Below are 17,101 nucleotides of genomic sequence, written 5' to 3'. Positions count from 1 at the left end.
TGTGTTGGTGACGGATCAATCACCATGCCGAATGGTCGCCAGCGTTTCCACCACTCGAGGGTAGTCGATTTGGGCGGCATTGTTGCCGACGCTGGCATGGTAGCTGAGATTCGAGGCATCCTTCGGCAAGCCGGCCCAGATCTGCGATAGGCTGTAGGCGAAGCTGCTGTCGTCGAGGCGCCCGGTGGCCCAGTCGTTGATGCCTGCGTCGCGAGCGAGCGTCAGTGCGAGGCGGTCCTGGAGGGCTGGGGTGAAGGGCTCTGAGCCGCTGAGTTGCAGGCGCTGCGTCAGATCGGCGAGCGTGTCGGCAAGAAACTGATAGCGTCCGATTGCTGAGCCGCCATTTCCTTGCGCTAGCAATTGACTCTGTAGCGCCTGTACTTCGCTGACGGTCAGCGTTGAGAGGATCACCTGGTCTTGGTCGGCGTGGCGGTACCAGGCGTTGTAGTTCCCGTGGGATTCTGGAGCTGCGATCAGGTTCAAGACCTGTCCAAGCGCGCCCTCGGTGACGCTCAGGTGTCGGAGCGGGAGTTCACCGAGTTGGGCTGCGGAGGGGATGCTAGCGTTTTTTTTTCCGTCGTCGCCTGCGGCGGATGACGAATGCGGAAGGGCGACGGCAGCCGGCAGTCGTAGGCGCTCTCCGAGGTGCCCCACGGGCACGATCGGCTCCGCTGCATCGTCGGCCTGGTACGTTTGGTTGTACGCGCCGATCAGACGCAGATCACTGTCGTCTCGAGTGGTCACTGCACGCTCGATCAGGGTGGCGATCTGCTCTCCGGTCGCGACTGACGGCGCTTCCCCGATCACTGTCGTGCGGGCTGTCTGCTGGACTTCACTCGGGGCGAAGGCGAACAGGGTGGTTTGTGATGCTGTTCGGTAAAGGTCGGTCTGCGCGGCGGTCAGCCCATAGCCCGCAATCTCGTCGAGGCGTGCCTCGACCATTGTCTGACGGGCTTGCGTCCAACCGTCCTGCCCACCTGCCGCGGCTTCGCCGGCCGTTCGGGCGGCTTCCCAGCCAGCGCCGCTCAAGAGGGTTTGGCCATAGGCCAGCGCTGCTGCGGCACTCGCCGACGCCTGACCGGCCAGGCCCGTGACTCCAGCTTGAACGAGGGCGCCCGACTCACCCAGTTGGATCATTAATCCACCGACGTGCTCTTGGACGGTGCGCGCGACGGGTGCCGGCAGCTGGACCCGTTGGTCGATCGTCTCCAGGACCTCGGCTTGCCGTTGCGCGCGCAGCCGATTGACTTGGATGGTTCCCTGGTCCGCGGCCGACTGACGCGCGCCAGCCGCGAAGGTCTCCACCTGCTCCGGGCCTGCCGTCACCTGGGCGATGGTCCCATCTGCATTGACGCGCAGGCCGCTCAAGCCCGCGCTGACTCGGTCCCGGCTATCGTGCAAGCCGGCGGCGGTCACAGCCGTCCGCACGCTCCCCAGTGCTGGCGTCGCGTTGGCAAGAGTGGCATTGACCCGTGGGTCGAGTCCCTCGGGGACGTTCACCCCGAGCAGGCCGGAATAGATGCGCATTGCCGCCGTTTCTGCCTGCTGCCGCTCTGTCGGTGTCATGGTCTGCGTGCGTGCACCGCCATAGAAGCCCAGCAGCAGTCCCATGCCGGCGATAGCGCGGGCCTGCACGGGATCGCCCACCACGCCACCGGCGAGCAGTCCGTCGGCTTGGCGCGCGGCATCGCCCGAGAGGCCGAAACGATCGATCGCTTGCTCCAGTCGGCTTATCGTCGCGGGTTGTCTGAGCAGCATCGCCGAGGTCTCGATGGCGCTGAAGCTGGCGTCCGTGCCGACCGAGCGGGCGAAGGTCGCCGCCTGCTCGTATGAGTGCGTCGTACTCAGGACGTTCTGGGCGCTTCGTGTCAACTGCGACGTGTCGCTTTGCGTGAGCCCCTCGGTGTACGACTCCCCATGGTTGCGTGAGATGTCGGCCGCCAAGCCTTCGGTGAAGGCGGCTTTCAGCTGTTGGTCTGTCGTTACCTTCCTGGCGACGGCCTGCGCGATTTCCGCAGCCTGACTGTCTGACACGTCGTACTGCTGCCGAATTTGGCCGGTCAGGTCGCTCGCCAGACCGGTTCGCGGCGCGCCGGCCATGACGCCTTTCAGGCCCGCACTGATTAGAGTGCCCAGGCCTTCTTTGTTGATGTTCGTTTCCGCGAATCGCCTGGAAAGGTCTTCGGCGCTTGTCACCACAGCCGCATCTGCCCGGCTATAGGATGCATCGAACTTCTGCCCCAACGCATACTGCGTCGCTGTCTGCTGATTCGCCGCCGCCGACTGGACGAATGCCTGCCCGAAGGTGCTCTGGAAGTTCTCTTGCGCCTGCTCGGCACTGACCTCGGCCGAGCGCAGTGTCGCCTGCGCCGACTGCCCGGCCTTGAACGACCAGACCATCTCCTGCGCGCCAGGGGCGTGGGTACCGCCGAGCGCGGTGGTCTGCATCAGTGGTCCGACGGTGCTGGCTGCACTCGGCTGCACCACATCCGGGGCGGTGAGCCGCTCATTGACGTGGTCACCGCCTTGCAGCCGTCCTGCCAGATGAGTGGCGGTGATGGCGCTGCCATAGATGAGCATCAGACTGATCGCCGGGGTCGAGGCGATCAGCATCCCAGCCGTCCCGAGATAGCTCTGCAATAGTAGATCGCTCTCATAGAGCGCCCGAAACGACGGCAACACCGCGCTGTTCTGATCCGCCAGCGCCTCGAAGGCGCGCTGAGCCGTGAGGATCAGATAGAGATTGGAGATCGCCAGGATCGGCATCCACAACTGGATCCACAGCCCAAAGATCAGATACTTCCCGACCATGGAGATCCCGATCGGCCCGAGTCCGATCGCGAAGGCCATGAAGGGACCGATGGCGAAGATGAAGCCCTCGAAATAGACCATCATCGGCTTCATGATGGCGACGAAGAGGTTCTGCTCGGTCGCCCACTGACTGTTGCGCTGCTGGATCGACTGGCTGGTCTGGGTCGCCGCTGCCTGATCGCCGAGATTGCGGTAGTACTGCACCACCCCCTTCTCGAACATCGGCAGCAGGGCCGCCATCACCATGTACTGCTGGGCGTCGACCGCGTCGCGCGACAGGGCCGTGAGGGCGCCATTGACGCGGGTGTCGACCGCAGCCGCCTCGGTGCCGAGCTTGGCCGCTAGGGCCTGCCGGAACTTGGGGATGAACTGGCTATTGGTGTAGCTGCGCAACCGGCTATAGGCATCGACGCAGGGCAGGAGCTCGCGCGGGGTGCCGAGTTGGAGCTCGGTCGTCCCGGTCACGATCGGCGTCTGCAGCGCGGCGTCCATATCCGTCGCCTTCAGGATGGCGTCTATGCTCGCCCCATTGATCTGGCGATCTACGCCATAGAGCACGCAATCGGCCACATAGTTGATCCAGGACTGCTCGACATCCGCCCCTTCGGTCGGGCTGTTGGCATCCCCCGTGGTCAGACGCGAGAGGGCGGTCTTGCGCACCGTTGCCAGCACCTGCAAGGCATCGACATAGCCGTGCTCGGTCAGGGTCGGCGTGGTGAAGACCTGCTCGAACAGCCGTGTCACCCCATAGCCCAGGTTCGACACCGCCGAGCCCACCACCGCTGGACCCAGTGGGACGTTATCGACCACCCGCGCGGTGCCCGAATAGGCCCCCTCGATGGTCACCGAGACCGTCGGTACGAACAGCAGGGCGTAGAGCAGGAAGGACACCAGCATCCCCTGAAAGCGGATGCCCTGCGCCCCCTGGGTCAGCCCCTGGAAGGCGATGATCAGAACCCCGATCAGGAAGCCGATGGCGACGAACTGCAGGAAGTCCGCCGAGCCGAACAACATGGCCACGGCATTGAGCACCTGCTGGAGAAAGACCGGATCGCCGATCGAGTAGAGGGTCCACATCTTAGCGTGCTCCCGGCTTCTGCACCGGTGGCCTGATTCCTGCCATGAACCCCTCACTCATGGCCCGGCTCCGCATCCCCCTGGCCCTCGGTTGCCTGCATCACGTCCAGATAGCTCGGCGCTTGATAGAGCGCGAGCAGATTGCGGTAGCTCTCCAGCAGCTCATTGGGATTGCCGTAGCGGGCGGCGAGGGTGTCGTACTCGGTCCAGATGTCCTCGCGCACCGCCGCCAGATGTTGCATCAGCGCCGTCGCATGGGTGTGCTGCAGGGTGCCACTCGCCACACGCACGCTGCTCAGCATGTCGCGCACCAGGAGCTGGACCAGCTCGATGGCGATGATGGGTGCGGCATGCTCGGCGAAGGCCAGCGCCATGCCCGGCTCCTGGCGGGCGAGGGTGCGGATGGCCCCGCCTAGGCCCCAGGGCACCTGCTCCATGAAACCCTGCTCCTCGGCCGAGAGGGTCTCGATCCCGAGCTTGAACTTCTGCACCAGGCCCGCGTCGCCGGCATCGCCGATCAGCAAGGCACGAACCCGTGGGATCAATCCCACCAGGGTCACATTTTCCTGCGCCGGCTCGCGACACTCCGAGAGCGAAGCGCAGCGCCAGATCACGACCTTCTGAAGATCGCCATCGCCACTGCCATAGAGCAGGTCGCTGACCGTCAGGGTGGCCTCCAGGTAGGTGGTCGGCAGACTCTTGCCGCCGTCATCGCTCGTCTCCAATCCGCCACCTGCTGAGCCCACAATCAAACTTCCGGTGAGGCTCATCAGCGCCTCAAGTAGGGCCTTGTCGCCGTGGCTGTACCAGCTCTGCACCGAATGATCGGTCAGCGCCTTCCACACCAGGTTGCCCTCGAACTGCTTGGCGGCCGCCGCCGGAACCTGCTCGTAGACCGTCTCCAGCGGTCCCTTGCCCGTCACCGTTGAGCGGTTCTCGAAGACATCGCCGATTTCATAGAGGTCGGCCATCAGGCTCGCCTCGCCATAGCGCTTGCCGGTCAGGGCCGAGGCGGCATCGTTCACCAGACCCTGGGCGAGCTGACAGGAGTTGGCTGAGAGGGCATTGATCTGGGCGACCTTCTTCTGCAACTGCTCGATAATCTCCGCCGCCGAGGGCGCCATGGTGGTGAGTGCCAACTGAAAGGCATAGCCCGCCGCGTTGGAGGCGATCGAGCGCAGCAGGTTGGTGAACTGCTCGACGTTGATGAAGGAGAAGGAGCCGCCGAAGAGGTCGATGCCACCGCAGCCGGCCTCGTAGGAGGGCGGGACGATGGAGACGGGATGCACGTTGGTGATGCGGTTGCGCGAGACGATCGAGCCGCCGGAGAGTACACCCCGACGTTGCCCCAAGTGCGCGGAGGGGTCGGTGACATTGACCAGGGTGCCGAAGAGGCTGTCCATCTCGTCGCTCAGATCGGCCTGGACGGGGAGGGCGGTGCAAAGGGCCGCCAGCATTGCGAGCATCGGCCAAGTCCGGTGAGCACCATGATTCAGCATCGGAAACCTCGTCTAGGGTCCGGCCAGCGGATCGATGGGATTGGCCTCACCCGCCAGCGCGTCTCCTCGCGCGCGATCACGCAACAGCGCGAGGAAGGCCATCGGATCCTCGGGCACTTCTGCTGGGAATGCATCGGGCGCATCCGCCGAGAGCGTGGCCACCAGCGGGCGGGTGCGGGCGTAGCTGTCCGCATCGATCCAGCCCGCCTCATGGGCGGCGAGCAGGATGCGCTGCTCGAGATCAGTGAGCGACAGCAGCCCTTGGGCGAGCGAAACGACCCCGTCCGGTGGTCGCACCAGGAACAGTGCCGGGGTGGAGACGACACCGAGGCGCTGCGCCTGTCCGGCATCCGGGCGGAAGTCGGGGAAGACGTCACCGGGCAGCGGTCGGCCATCGAGCGCGATTGCCTGGATGGCGAAGCCCTGGCGTTGCGCAAGGAGGCGCAGCACCGGCGCCTGGGCCGCGCAATAAGGACAATCGGACCGATAGAAGAGCCAGATCCCGGCTTCTTTGGCCAACGTCTGGAGCACCTGGTCGCGCTGCTCTCCGGCGACGCGGTTGAGCAGGTTGGCATAGTTGCCGACCGGTCGACGGGTGGTCTCGTCGAGATAGGGGTCGCTCTGCACCACGCGCTGAAAGCTCTCGGTGAAGCGCGAGGCCTTGTCGAGGGCGAGCTTTTGCAGATAGAGGTAGAGCGCGACCCGGGTCGGGCTGGGGTCGTCGATCGCCTGGAGTCGGTAGTCCTCCAGATGGGTGCGCAGCCAGGCCGCTGAGAGCGGGGCTGCGATCTTGCCGGCCGGTGTTTCCGAAGACGGCGTGGGAGGTGGCTCCTTCTTTGATTCCGGCTCTGGCTCCGTTGGCGTGGGGGGCGGTACAGAAGGCTCAGTCTGATACCAGAACCATCCCTCGGCCTGGCGCTCGTAGAACCGGGCGAGCTCTGCCGCCACCAGATGAGGCGCGTTCGTCAGCGCCAAGACAAGCAGCATAAGTCTGCAACGACGGGGCCAGAGATTAGGCGCAACGTGGGACATGATTTGGCGTCCCTCGCGTGCGTCGTGACTGGCATAGCGGCGCGGTGTGCGCCGCCACCTGCGCGGGCGTCGAGAGGGTCACCGGGTACCAATGGGGCCGCTGATAGGTATGGTTGCGGCGCTTGGCGATCGGCAGTCGGAGCATCTGCCCATCAATGAGATAGACCAGCGGACTGCAGGCGACGATGGCGATCAGACCGCTCGTTTGAAGGCGGCCGAGCGCCTCGATGCCCGCGTCCGAGAGGCCTTCCCAGAGCACGAGTTGCCCATTCAGGGTGCAGGCGTGCTGGCCGGCGAAGCCCTCAATGCGCTGACACAGCTCGATAAAGGACACGCCGCCGTCGAGTCGCTCGATGAGGTCGAGAATTGCCTGCCGCATGGGCTATCGACTCCTATTGGTCATTGAGGATATCGATTGGGAATGGGCTCCGGATGCCACCCCGTGTAGACGCACGGAGGCGGTCGCGCCGAGAGCCTCACGCTCGCGCTCCTCGCGCAGACTGAGCGCACGGCAGACCTGGCGAACGCTCACCTTGGCCGCCAGGGCGGTCTCCAGATAGCGCTCCGCCAAATCCAGATCGGCGAGATGGTCCCAGTGGGTCAGGATGGTCTCCTCCTCGGTCAGGGTGGGATTGGGTGGACGTCCGCTGTTAGGGAACTCCTCATCCAGGTGAAGCATCCGGCGCTGACTGCGATATTGCTGCGGGATCCAGCCATAGAGCCGGCTCATCAGGTGTCGCGGCGCGCCGTGCACCAGGAGACGCTGCTGGATTTCCTGGCTGCGCTTGTGATCGACGACTCTGCGCAGGGCCAGATCGAGCTGCGCGTGATCGATTTGGATGTCGATCCGGATGAAGTGCGGACTCAGTGTCGTCAGGACATGGAAGTCCAGGAGCGACAGCTCTTCCAATACGCGAATCTCATCCCAATCGAGCCCAAGTCGAAGCGCGCACTCATAGTCTGCTTCGTGGAATTGTTGGGTCATCCTCTGTAATTCTACTTTGTTAGCTTGACATAAGCTTATGATTTTCAAATATTATTTTCAGGGAAAATTTTATTTGGAAATGGCAGATCATGGCTAACGCGATTGGTAGCGAAACCGATGCGATGTTAAAAAACATGGTTGGTAACCTCTCCGCTCATCTGGAGGATTATCACGAATTTTTTCAAAACGAAACAGCTGATGGTCATGAACTGAGTCGAGCTTACATCATGGGTCTTCTCAAAACTGAAGCCGGAAAACGGAATCTCGAACGCATCAACGAAGAAATTGATGTGTCCGGTGGTGATGGTTATCAACGGATCCAACAGTTCATCACAGATTCACCGTGGTCGGCGGGAAACCTCATCGGTGCGATCGCCCAAGACACCTCAAGTCTGTATGCGAATCAGCCGAATTATCGCGGTCGGGATGTCGGCTACATCATTGATGAGTCAGCGCATCTCAAGAAAGGCAAGTATTCCGTTGGCGTCGCGCGGCAATATGCCGGTGTCATTGGTAAGGTTGAGAATTGCCAGGTGGGCGTTTATGCCAGCTTAGTTTGGGAATCACAGAGCACGTTAATTAATGAGCGGTTGTTCCTTCCAACGTCCTGGACCGCTGATTTAAAGCGATGTGACCAAGCGGGTATTCCTGAAGAGGCACGTCAGTTTAAAACGAAGATCGAACTCGCACTGGAGATGATTCAATCCGATCTGGCGGCGGGCGTAGACATTGGTTGGGTGGGCGGTGATGGCCTGTACGGACACGGGTTAGAGCTTGGTGTTTCTTTAGATAACATAGGGTTAAATTTTCTGCTTGATGTTCATTGCGATCAGATGATCTATCCCCTCAAACCCATTCTATCGGTTCCGGAATCCGCTGGGCGAGGACGAAAGCCAACCAAACTTCAAGCTGATCGCGACCCCACGCAAGTGAGATGGTATGCCGACCATCTTTATCCTTTCCAATGGCGCACGATGGCCGTTCGCAATGGGGCCAAAGGGCCGATCACGCTGTCCGTTCATACCGCTCCCGTGTGGGTTTGGGATGGCAAGTCGGAGCGCGTGACCGAGCGGGTATTGGTCATCAGCCGAAATCACGCGGACAACAAGATCAAATACTCACTCAGTAATGTCGATTATCGGAGCACCCCGATCGAAAGGCTGGCTTACATGCAAGCACAGCGCTATTGGGTTGAACGGGCATTTCAAGAAGCCAAAAGCGAATTAGGAATGTCAGATTATCAAGTCAGAAAATGGAATGCCTGGCACCACCATATGGCGCTGGTGATGTTGTCGCTGTCCTTTATTGTTAAAGAGCGTCTTTTGCACAAAACCGATTATCCATTGGTGAGTTGCCGTGATCTTCGGCTTCTCATCATCGCTTTACTACTCAACGATCCGGATGCGGTCGAAAAAAGAATCCAGCAAATGCGGGTCAGGCATGAGCAAAGGCGCAAGGATATCGAGCGTTATTACAAGCTGACCGCGACGGGATAGTCAATGCGTTTGAATTAAAGTAACAAAGTAGAAGTAAGAGGAGAATGGTGATATCTTGATTTTCCATTTAAGCCTCTTTGCGTGCTTGCATGGCGCTCAATCGACCGGAAGCGGCTTATTGGAGCGCAGATCGTCGAATAAGGGCCGGTGAATCATAAAGGGATGCGGAGCATGACTCGTTTGTGAACGGTTAATTGCACGTTTACCGTTATTGAGGGATCGGATCAGGTCTTCGATGCCATGGATTCGATACATCTGAATACTGTCCTCTGCGCCAGCGGTGAGTCGGTTGGCACGTCACTCCGTGTCAAAATCGCTGTCCGTCTCGCCTGACAAGTCCTCGTCGCTTACGGTCACGATCTCGCGGGCGGCGTTGTCGACCGCGTCACGCTGACCCCGTCGCTTCGCCTCGTCATAGGCGTAGCGATGCAGCTCGATGAAACTCTGGGCGGCGCGCCCGAGGCGGTTGCGCCAGGTGACTTCGATCTCCGTACGCTCCTTGCTGGAGAGCAGACCCGACAGCCAGAGGGTGTCGATCGCGATCATCACCTGGTCGAGTTCGAGGATCAGATGGGTGTAGGCGCCGATGTGGGGCGAGGCGATCTGTACCTTGAGATCGACCGGATGGGTGTAGCGGGGACGTGCCTTCAGCAGGTCGTGCCGCTCGAGTTCGAGCTGCCAGTGCTCGCGCTCGGCGAGGATGGCCACGCTGAGCTCCTCGAGCCGCTGGGTGATCACCGTCTCGAACTGATCGGCTTCCTCATCAGTCGCGACGATCCGCAGGATGACGTCGATGCCGTAGAGGGCGGTCATGGTGGGGCGGAACTGTCTGAGGCTGACCAGCCGCCGCGCATACTCACTGTGAATGCGGATCTGTCGATCAAAGACGGGGCGGCTGTGGCGATAGGCGCGGGCGGAGCGACCGGGTGCCGCAGCCTTGATCGCGGCAAGGGGCTGACGGGGATCGGCGGCCGAGGGTAGGGGCGGCGATGAAGTGGTCGTCTCTTCGCTGGGGTCGATAGCCATCGCGGGATTCTCCTCCGAGCTGCGGGGCGGCCGACCGAGCCGCCGCGCTGCGGCGATCTGGTCAGTCGAGTGTCGAGGATGTGCACTGCAATGAGTCTTGCGCAGTGGGACGCTGCCGCGCAATGAAAAACGGTTAATCCAAAGTGACCGTTTATGACGATGAACGGTTGTGGTGGGATTAACCGTTATTGCGCCAGAAAAATGAAAATTATGGATAGACTCGTGCATTGATTGAACCTCTGATGGTCGATTGATCGGATGAATCATTTATGCGCATGCTCCACTCATCATTCATTCTGTTCCTGGTCCTGTTCTGCTCGGCCGCCGCGACGGCGCAGGATCAACCGTCGATTCGGCTGGTCGCCGCCGCGTCCACGTCAGCCGCGACGCCCGCATCGCTCGTATCCGTTGTCACGGGGACCGCGCCAGCGTTGAGGGCAGGTGCGGATGCCTCGGGCTTCCTGGATGGCACCGTCTGGACGGACGTTGCGCGTCGTCACGGACTCGACCTCATCACCTATCACATTCTGGCAAACTGCCGCTCAGTCGATGTTGAGGTGATTGAGGATCATGGGAAGCGTCAAACGATTGGCTGATGAAGTGGCGTGCGGGCTGCGCGAGGTGCACCCGCGTCTGCGCAAGACGGTGGTGAGCAAGCTGGCGTTGGCGGTCGGGGCGATGATCGAAGGCCAAACCCCGAACACGGTGGAGTTGGCCAATCTGCTGCCCTTGGACACCGAGCGGCAGGACATGCGCGAGCAATGGCTGAGGCGTTTGCTGAAGAATCCGCGGTTGGGTCCGGGAATGGTGATTGAGCCCTTTGCACGAGCGGAGTTGGCGAAGGCGGCCAGCCATGGTCAGACGGTGTTGTTGAGCCTGGACCAAACCGATTTGGGTGATCGGATGGCGCTGCTGATGGTGGCGTTGCGGGTGGGTGATCGCGCGATACCGCTGGCGTGGCGGGCTGAGGAAGGGGCGGCCAATCTCGGCTTCGCGGGCCAGCAGGTGGTGTTGGAGCCGCTCCTGGCCTGGCTGCCGTCCGGGGCGCGCGTGCTGCTATCGGCGGACCGGTTCTATCCGTCGGCGGGCCTGTTCGGGTGGCTCCAAGCCCGGGGCTGGAGCTACCGGCTGCGCCTGAAGAGCAACGTGCTAACGGATACCGGGCAGGGCGATGAGACGACGACGGGCGCGTTGGCACACGGGGTGACGGAACGTTACTTCACCGGTGTGCGCCTGTTTGCGCAGGGGGTGATCACGAACCTCGGGATCCTGCACGAGGATGGCCACCCCGAGCCGTGGATCATTGCCATGGACGCCGCCCCGACACGGGCAAGCGTGCTTGACGACGCTGCTCGCTGGGCCATCGAACCGATGTTCTCCGACGTCAAGGGCCGGGGCTTCGACTTGGAGGATTCGCAACTCCAGCATGCCGAGCGTTTGGAGCGACTGGTGCTCATCATGGCCTTGGTCATGTACTGGTGTGTTCGCGCCGGCCGAGACGAGGGGCTGAACGATCCGACACCACTCGAAAAAAAGTCCAGGCGCAGAACGACCCCGCGCATTGGAGCTTCAGGAAACTCTATCGTAGCCTGGTCTCGTGGTTCACGCGCGGCCTGCGCCGTCTGAAGCGGTGCCTTCAAAACGACCTCCCGTTGCCCGCTTTTCATGCCCGTGAGTAACTGATAGGTGATGAGCGGACTCGACCCCAGGCTGCTTTACGGCGTCGCCTTGCAAGAGACACGTCATCGCGCCGGGCCGCACACCTCCGCACCCTGGCCCTACACCCTGCGCGGACCCAAAGGTCCACAGTTCCATCGGTCTCGCCAGACCGCCGCGCGAGCGCTTCGGCAGCTCATGGCCCGCCATCGCCCTCAGGCGATCGATGTCGGTCTGATGCAAATCAATCTGCATTGGCACGGCGACAAGGTGGCGGATCCGGTCCAGTTGCTCGACGCCCACACCAACCTCGAGATCGCCGCCGAGATCCTTGCCGAGGCCATCCAATCCGCGCCGGATGACCTCGAGCTGGGCGTTGGCCGATATCACCATTGGAAGAACGCCGCCATTGCGCGTGCTTACGGACGTCGCGTGCTGCGGATGGTGCGGGCCATGACCGCGCCTGGATGAGCGAGCACGGCTGGCCGATTGCGGTCCCGAGCCACCCGTGGATCCATCGCGTCTAGTCAGCATCGCGTGGTCCGGCATCGATCTGGATCAACCCCCGGGAACGTTCGCTCACCGGGTCTTGAGTGCGCATGGCCGCCGCAAGCAGGGCAGTCGGAACCAATTGCAGTCCGAATCCAGGCGTGACATCGAGCAGCAGCACCCGATCGCTCGCCGGGTCGTAGCCGCCGATGGGCGAGAAATGGCCGAGCGACACGCCATGAATCGGAGCCCGGTCGAAGTTCACGATCAGCCGGCGTCCGGGTGTGCTCAGCGATTCGAAGAGGGTGCGGAGCTCCTGTTTGCTCAGATTGCGTCGCACCTGGACCTGCCCGATCCCCGTTGCTTCGGCCAGCGCCGCCACCTCGTCGAGGGTCATACCCGTCACCGCCATCCGTAGCCACGCCAGCGTGTCGCCCTGAAAGAGGTCGCGCTCGCGCTCGCCCGGCCGGTCCAGGGAACTGAGGACGTTGCGCAGGCTCGCCGGTCCGCACGAGGACCACAGCTCCTGTGTTCGGAAATCCCGCAGAAAACGCTCAGCTAGTGGGGTTTGCTGGAGCTCCGTCAAGGCGAGGCCAGCGGTCGACACGCCGCTCGCAAAACGCTCCGGGTGCGGCGCCACCAGCGTCCGCCCGTGCCAGGTCAGGGCACCCAGGACCGCGAGGAGTAGCACCAGTCCCAGCGCCCATCGGCGGGCTCGGCGACGGCTAGGCGCTTTGATCGGTGCCGAGGATGTTGTGTCGTTCATCAGGTGTGTCTCCGGACAGGGCGGTGGCTGGGAGCCACGATCAATGTCTGAAATCCACACTAGCCAGGCGTGAGCGGCTTGCCTAGGCGTCTTTGACGCCACTTGCATCTGTCACGGCGAAAACTGGCGTCTTTGATGCCTTGTGAGCCTGACGCGCATCGCTATGCTAACCAGGAGTCCGCCAACATAAGGCTAAATCCATGACAGACCACAGGGTTGGACGTCTGCAGCGACGTCCTCGTAGCCGGCTCCGATCGTCCGCTGATGCGGACGAGGCGATGCCCGATCGCCTGGACAGATTCAGGATCTCGCCCATTCGCGTCCTGATTGCGGAAGACGAGGCCCTGCTGCGCACGGCGGTCGCCGAGCTGTTGCCGCAGGTGGCCGGTTCGGTGGTGAAGGTCGTGAGCACCTGTGCCACCCGCAGCCAGATGCTGCGCGATACGCGCCACTTACGACCCGACGTGGTCCTCGTGGACCTACGCATGCCGGATCGCGACGGCCTGCTCTGCACCCTGGGAGGAGCGGAGACCATCGCCGCGCTGCAGCGCCAATGGACCGAGGTGCGTGTCATCTGTCTCAGCGTCCACGCCGAGCCTGACCTCGTGCGCGCCTGTCTGGACGCCGGGGCGGCGGGCTATCTGGGGAAAGGGGTCTTACCGGAGGAGTTGTGGCGGGCGGTGCGCAGCGTCGCCTTGGGTGGGCGCTATGTGGAGCCGATGCTCCAGGCACGGCTCGATATGCACATTGCGGGCGCCGAGGCCGAGGTCCGCTCGCAGCTGCTGGCGGGGCGTCGCGGCGATGTCCTGCGCCTCCTGCTCGAGGGGCATTCGCCCGCGGAGATCGCCGCGACGCTGCCGATCACCAAGAAGTACGTCGACAAGAAGATCGCAGAGATCAAGGCGCTCCTCGGTGTCGACACAACCATCCGCATCTATCGCCTCTGTCGCGAGCTCGGCCTCGTCGATGATTAGCCAAGAGGAGGAGTCCCGTCATGACAACTGCGGATATCAAGGCCATCCACGACCCAGATCTGGCACTCGCCCGCGCGGGCGGGCGCGCCGACGTCCGCGACGGGACGCTGATCGGCCTGCTCGATCTGCTGGACGACCCAACGCGCGGCGGTCTGCTACTCGACGTGGATCGCTACAGCCGCGAGACCGCCGTCTGCCGTGAGGCGGCGCATCGCGCGGTCGGCGTCGCGCGGCAGGCGGCCACACCCCAACTCGAAGCACTGCTGGTGGCCCTGGAGGAGGCGCTCGCGGCCGGCGACCTGGCGGCGGCCGCGCGCTGGGGACAGCGCCTACCGGCAGCCGTCGAGGCCGTCTGCACCGTGCTCGGTGGCAACGGGTCATCGGGCCAGATGAGTGACTGACCAGACTTTTGGACGCGATGAGAACCCTGGCCACGGTACCCATTGAAAGAGGAGATCCCTTTGCATGGGCCTGTTGCGTCATCGCTCGCGAAAAGGGAGATGGACCGTTTGGCGCGTCTGGGTGGTGGCCCTCTTGCTGTGTTGGCAGCCGACCGCGCGCGCTGTGCTGGCCGACGTTTGCCAGGAAGCGTCTCTGATGCTCGTCTATCCCGTCGTGGCTCCCTCGTATGACGCGGTCATCAATCAGCTCTCCGAAGGGTTGGCGCAGGGTGTAGACCAGCCCATCGGTGTCTGTGTGCTCGGTGAGCTGAGCAGTCGCTCTTGGTCGAGCCGACCCCGGCAAGTCGTAGCCGTTGGGGCCGCCGCCTATTCCGCAGCCAAGCGGACCTTTCCCAGTGCTCGGGTCCTGCCGGTCCTGGTCGGAACCTTACCCCCGCAGGCGCGTGACGGACTCTCACGCTTTGTCGATCCCGCCTTGGTGCTCGAGCAGTTGCGGGCGCTGTCTCCAGCGACCGAGGTGCTGTATTTCATCCACCTTCAAACGGTGCCGGCCGACCTGGTCAGGCGCGCGCAGCGGTCGGCCGAAGTGCTCGGTCTGCGTTGGATTCCGATCGCGGTCAGCGATCTGCGCGCGGCGGCCTTGGCGATCGAACGGGTTAGAGGGGAGGCCAGCACCACCAGCGCCGTCTGGTTCCATCGCGACGTCCTGGCGCTCAATCCCGACATTCTGGTTCCACCGATCGTGCGGCGGAGCTGGGACGTTGGGTTTCCGGTGATCAGTGACGATGCCGACACGGTTGAGCGGGGGCTGCTCTTCGCGCTCACCCCCGATTATCGAGCGGTGGGCCACGCGGCGGCCACCCAATTGACTCAAGCGCGCGCGGGGCTGTTGGATCTGCGTTGGGTCCGCCGGGTGCTCAACGCACGCACGGCCCGTGCGATCGGACTGGCGGCGCGTCCGGCTGAGGAGACAGGCTTCGATGTGGTCAACGACTGAGCGGCCTCCCTCGGGCCAGAAATCCTATGTCCGCCAGCTCGTTGACGCCTTCGCGCTGTTGGCGGTGGGACTCGGGCTGGCGGTGCCGTTGATCCTCTTCTGGACCGCCTGGCAGCAGGCGCGGCTGTTCAGCCTGCACACCGCTGAGGAACTCGCCGCCATCTTGGCCGAGGACGCCCGCTATGCCTTGCTGGTGCACTCGCGCCCGGATGCACAGGCCCTCGTCAACAGTCTGCTGAAGTTCCCAGATCTGATCCAGGTTCGGCTTCTGGACGCCGAGGGGCAGGTGGTGGCCGAGCAGTCCACCGCGGGGCACGGGCAGGCCAAACGCACCGCGCGGGTGGAGACGCCGGTCCTGGCCGAGGACCGCAGACCTTCCGCCAGCTTGGACGCCGGGACGCCCGATCCCGAGACGCCGCTCGGGGTCCTGACACTGCTGCTTGGCCTGGCGGTCGCGTACCGATCCCTGCGCATGCTCGCCCCGCTGGGTACGTTGGTGCGCCGTTTGGGCGATCCACTGGAGACCGCACTGCCCAACCCGCCGGCCGCGAGTCCAGCCGAGGTCCATCGCCTCTACGCCGCGGTCACCACCCTGCGGGCACACCTCGCGGAGAATCACCGGCAGTTGGAGGTCCATGCCGAGGAACTCGAGGCCAAGGTCGCGGCACGCACGCAGGACCTCCGCACGGCCCGCGATGCGGCCGAGCAGGCGAATCGTGCCAAGACGCTCTTTCTCGCCAATGTCAGCCATGAGCTGCGCACGCCCTTGCAGGCGATCATCCTCCATGCGCGCCTGCTCGAGCGCCATAAGACCGGCCCCGGCACCGAATCGCTGGCGGTGATTCTGCGGGCCTCCAACCAACTGCTTGAGCTGATCGAGCAGGTGCTCAATCTGACCAAGGTCGAGTCCGGGCATCCGATCGAGGTGACCTACCAGCGCTTCGTGCTCGGCGCACTCCTCAAGGAGGTGGTCACCACGCTTGAGCCAACGCTGTCGCCGCGTAATCGGCTCGAACTGACGCGACCAGAGGCGGACGTCACCCTGATCAGCGATCGCGCGCGCCTGACCCAGGTGCTCTACAACCTGATCCGCAATGCCGACAAGTTCACCGACGGTGGCGTCATCCAATTGCGCCTGAAGCCCAGCCACGACGGCGAGCAGGCGATCATCCAGGTCACCGATCAGGGCATCGGGATTCAGCCGGCGGAGCAGGAACGGATCTTCGAGCCCCTCTACCAGGGTTTCAGCGGGATTGCCGGGGCGGTCTCCTCCGGGATCGGACTGGGTCTCTGGCTGAGTCGGCGCATGGTCGAGACCCTCGGTGGCCGCCTCACGGTCACCAGCGAGCCGGGGGTCGGCAGCTGCTTTCGAGTCGATCTCCCGGTGAAGCCGACCGCCACCGTTGGGCTGTCTGTCGCGCATCAACCGTTGGAGTTGGAGCTAAAACCTTCGAGGTCGGAGCCAACTCCAGCTGAGACCGCTCCGCATCGCGGACAGCGCCTCCTGCTCGCCGAGGACGAGGACAGCATCCGCGCCCCGCTCGCGCGCTTCCTGCGCGAGGCCGGATTCAGCGTCGACGCGTGCGCCGACGGCACCTCAGCGCAGGCCCTGTTGCTGCAATCACCGAACACCTACGCCGCCGTGATTCTCGACCACCGCATGCCGGGCTGCCTGGGCCTCGACATCCTGGCGTGGCTGCGGGCGAGCAACCAGCAGAACTCCCCCCCAGTCGTGATCCTGACCGGGGACGATCGGGCACCCCTACAGGCGGCCATCACCCGCCTGGGTGCCCACCTGATGGTCAAGCCAGTGCTGCCGGAGCGGCTCATTGGGACCATCGTGACGCTGATCGAGCAGTCTGCGCAGGCTGATCGCGGCACGCTGAGGTAAA

Annotated in this window: 15 protein-coding genes; 8 read left to right on the top strand and 7 right to left on the bottom strand. The window is 63.4% G+C overall.

The window, feature by feature from the left end:
- Nucleotides 1-15 precede the first annotated feature (15 nt).
- From THIVI_RS07015 to THIVI_RS06995, 5 genes are read right to left on the bottom strand one after another with little or no spacing between them, the layout of a single operon-like run.
- On the bottom strand, nucleotides 16-3,888 hold the full coding sequence (locus THIVI_RS07015) for a conjugal transfer protein TraG N-terminal domain-containing protein (RefSeq protein ID WP_014777930.1): 3,873 nt from the start codon (nucleotides 3,886-3,888) through the stop codon (nucleotides 16-18).
- Between the two features lie 53 nt (nucleotides 3,889-3,941).
- Nucleotides 3,942-5,354, bottom strand: coding sequence for a conjugal transfer protein TraH (locus tag THIVI_RS07010; RefSeq protein WP_245537392.1), 1,413 nt, complete (start codon nucleotides 5,352-5,354; stop codon nucleotides 3,942-3,944).
- Nucleotides 5,355-5,399: 45 nt separating this feature from the next.
- Nucleotides 5,400-6,419 carry a conjugal transfer protein TraF gene (locus THIVI_RS07005; RefSeq protein WP_014777928.1) on the bottom strand — a complete coding sequence of 340 codons (1,020 nt, stop codon included), beginning with the start codon at nucleotides 6,417-6,419 and terminating at the stop codon, nucleotides 5,400-5,402.
- Complete coding sequence (locus tag THIVI_RS07000) at nucleotides 6,400-6,798, bottom strand: hypothetical protein (protein ID WP_014777927.1); 399 nt, start codon at nucleotides 6,796-6,798, stop codon at nucleotides 6,400-6,402. The genes THIVI_RS07005 and THIVI_RS07000 overlap by 20 nt, the downstream gene beginning before the upstream one ends.
- Nucleotides 6,799-6,801: 3 nt before the next feature.
- Complete coding sequence (locus THIVI_RS06995; protein ID WP_014777926.1) at nucleotides 6,802-7,404, bottom strand: STY4526/YPO1902 family pathogenicity island replication protein; 603 nt, start codon at nucleotides 7,402-7,404, stop codon at nucleotides 6,802-6,804.
- 89 nt (nucleotides 7,405-7,493) lie between these two features.
- Here THIVI_RS06995 and THIVI_RS22600 point away from each other — a divergent pair, with 89 nt between their 5' ends.
- The gene (locus THIVI_RS22600; protein ID WP_014776674.1) at nucleotides 7,494-8,900 is read left to right on the top strand and encodes an IS701 family transposase; all 1,407 of its coding nucleotides are present in this window, start codon (nucleotides 7,494-7,496) and stop codon (nucleotides 8,898-8,900) included.
- Nucleotides 8,901-9,197: 297 nt separating this feature from the next.
- Here the strand turns inward: THIVI_RS22600 and THIVI_RS06985 are convergent, their stop codons facing one another.
- Complete coding sequence (locus tag THIVI_RS06985; RefSeq protein WP_014777924.1) at nucleotides 9,198-9,926, bottom strand: DUF1845 domain-containing protein; 729 nt, start codon at nucleotides 9,924-9,926, stop codon at nucleotides 9,198-9,200.
- A 269-nt stretch (nucleotides 9,927-10,195) separates the two neighbouring features.
- On the opposite strand from THIVI_RS06985, the gene THIVI_RS06980 reads away from it, so the two are divergent.
- From THIVI_RS06980 to THIVI_RS06970, 3 genes are all read left to right on the top strand, one after another.
- Entirely contained in the window at nucleotides 10,196-10,522 is a 327-nt protein-coding gene (locus tag THIVI_RS06980) for a hypothetical protein (protein WP_014777923.1), read from the top strand.
- Nucleotides 10,497-11,552, top strand: a complete 1,056-nt coding sequence (locus tag THIVI_RS06975; RefSeq protein WP_014776701.1) for a transposase — start codon at nucleotides 10,497-10,499, stop codon at nucleotides 11,550-11,552. Before THIVI_RS06980 ends, THIVI_RS06975 begins: the two co-directional genes overlap by 26 nt.
- Nucleotides 11,553-11,615: 63 nt before the next feature.
- Nucleotides 11,616-12,053: a lysozyme family protein gene (locus THIVI_RS06970; protein ID WP_014777922.1), complete on the top strand. Its 438-nt coding sequence runs from the start codon at nucleotides 11,616-11,618 to the stop codon at nucleotides 12,051-12,053.
- A 52-nt stretch (nucleotides 12,054-12,105) separates the two neighbouring features.
- Here THIVI_RS06970 and THIVI_RS06965 read toward each other — a convergent pair whose 3' ends face one another.
- Entirely contained in the window at nucleotides 12,106-12,837 is a 732-nt protein-coding gene (locus THIVI_RS06965) for a phytochelatin synthase family protein (protein ID WP_014777921.1), read from the bottom strand.
- Nucleotides 12,838-13,115: 278 nt separating this feature from the next.
- Between THIVI_RS06965 and THIVI_RS06960 the strand changes: the two genes are divergently transcribed.
- From THIVI_RS06960 to THIVI_RS06945, 4 genes are all read left to right on the top strand, one after another.
- Nucleotides 13,116-13,811, top strand: a complete 696-nt coding sequence (locus THIVI_RS06960; RefSeq protein ID WP_014777920.1) for a response regulator transcription factor — start codon at nucleotides 13,116-13,118, stop codon at nucleotides 13,809-13,811.
- Nucleotides 13,812-13,831: 20 nt separating this feature from the next.
- Nucleotides 13,832-14,212 carry a hypothetical protein gene (locus tag THIVI_RS06955; protein WP_014777919.1) on the top strand — a complete coding sequence of 127 codons (381 nt, stop codon included), beginning with the start codon at nucleotides 13,832-13,834 and terminating at the stop codon, nucleotides 14,210-14,212.
- Between the two features lie 196 nt (nucleotides 14,213-14,408).
- Nucleotides 14,409-15,209: a type 1 periplasmic-binding domain-containing protein gene (locus THIVI_RS06950; RefSeq protein ID WP_245537390.1), complete on the top strand. Its 801-nt coding sequence runs from the start codon at nucleotides 14,409-14,411 to the stop codon at nucleotides 15,207-15,209.
- Nucleotides 15,193-17,100 (top strand): ATP-binding response regulator, encoded by a 1,908-nt coding sequence (locus tag THIVI_RS06945; RefSeq protein ID WP_014777917.1) that lies wholly within the window; start codon nucleotides 15,193-15,195, stop codon nucleotides 17,098-17,100. Before THIVI_RS06950 ends, THIVI_RS06945 begins: the two co-directional genes overlap by 17 nt.
- Nucleotide 17,101 lies beyond the last annotated feature (1 nt).

It is taken from the genome of Thiocystis violascens DSM 198, from assembly GCF_000227745.2.
Lineage (GTDB): Bacteria > Pseudomonadota > Gammaproteobacteria > Chromatiales > Chromatiaceae > Chromatium > Chromatium violascens.
Note: the sequence above shows the minus strand (reverse complement) of the source record. Positions and strands in the feature narration are given on the sequence as shown.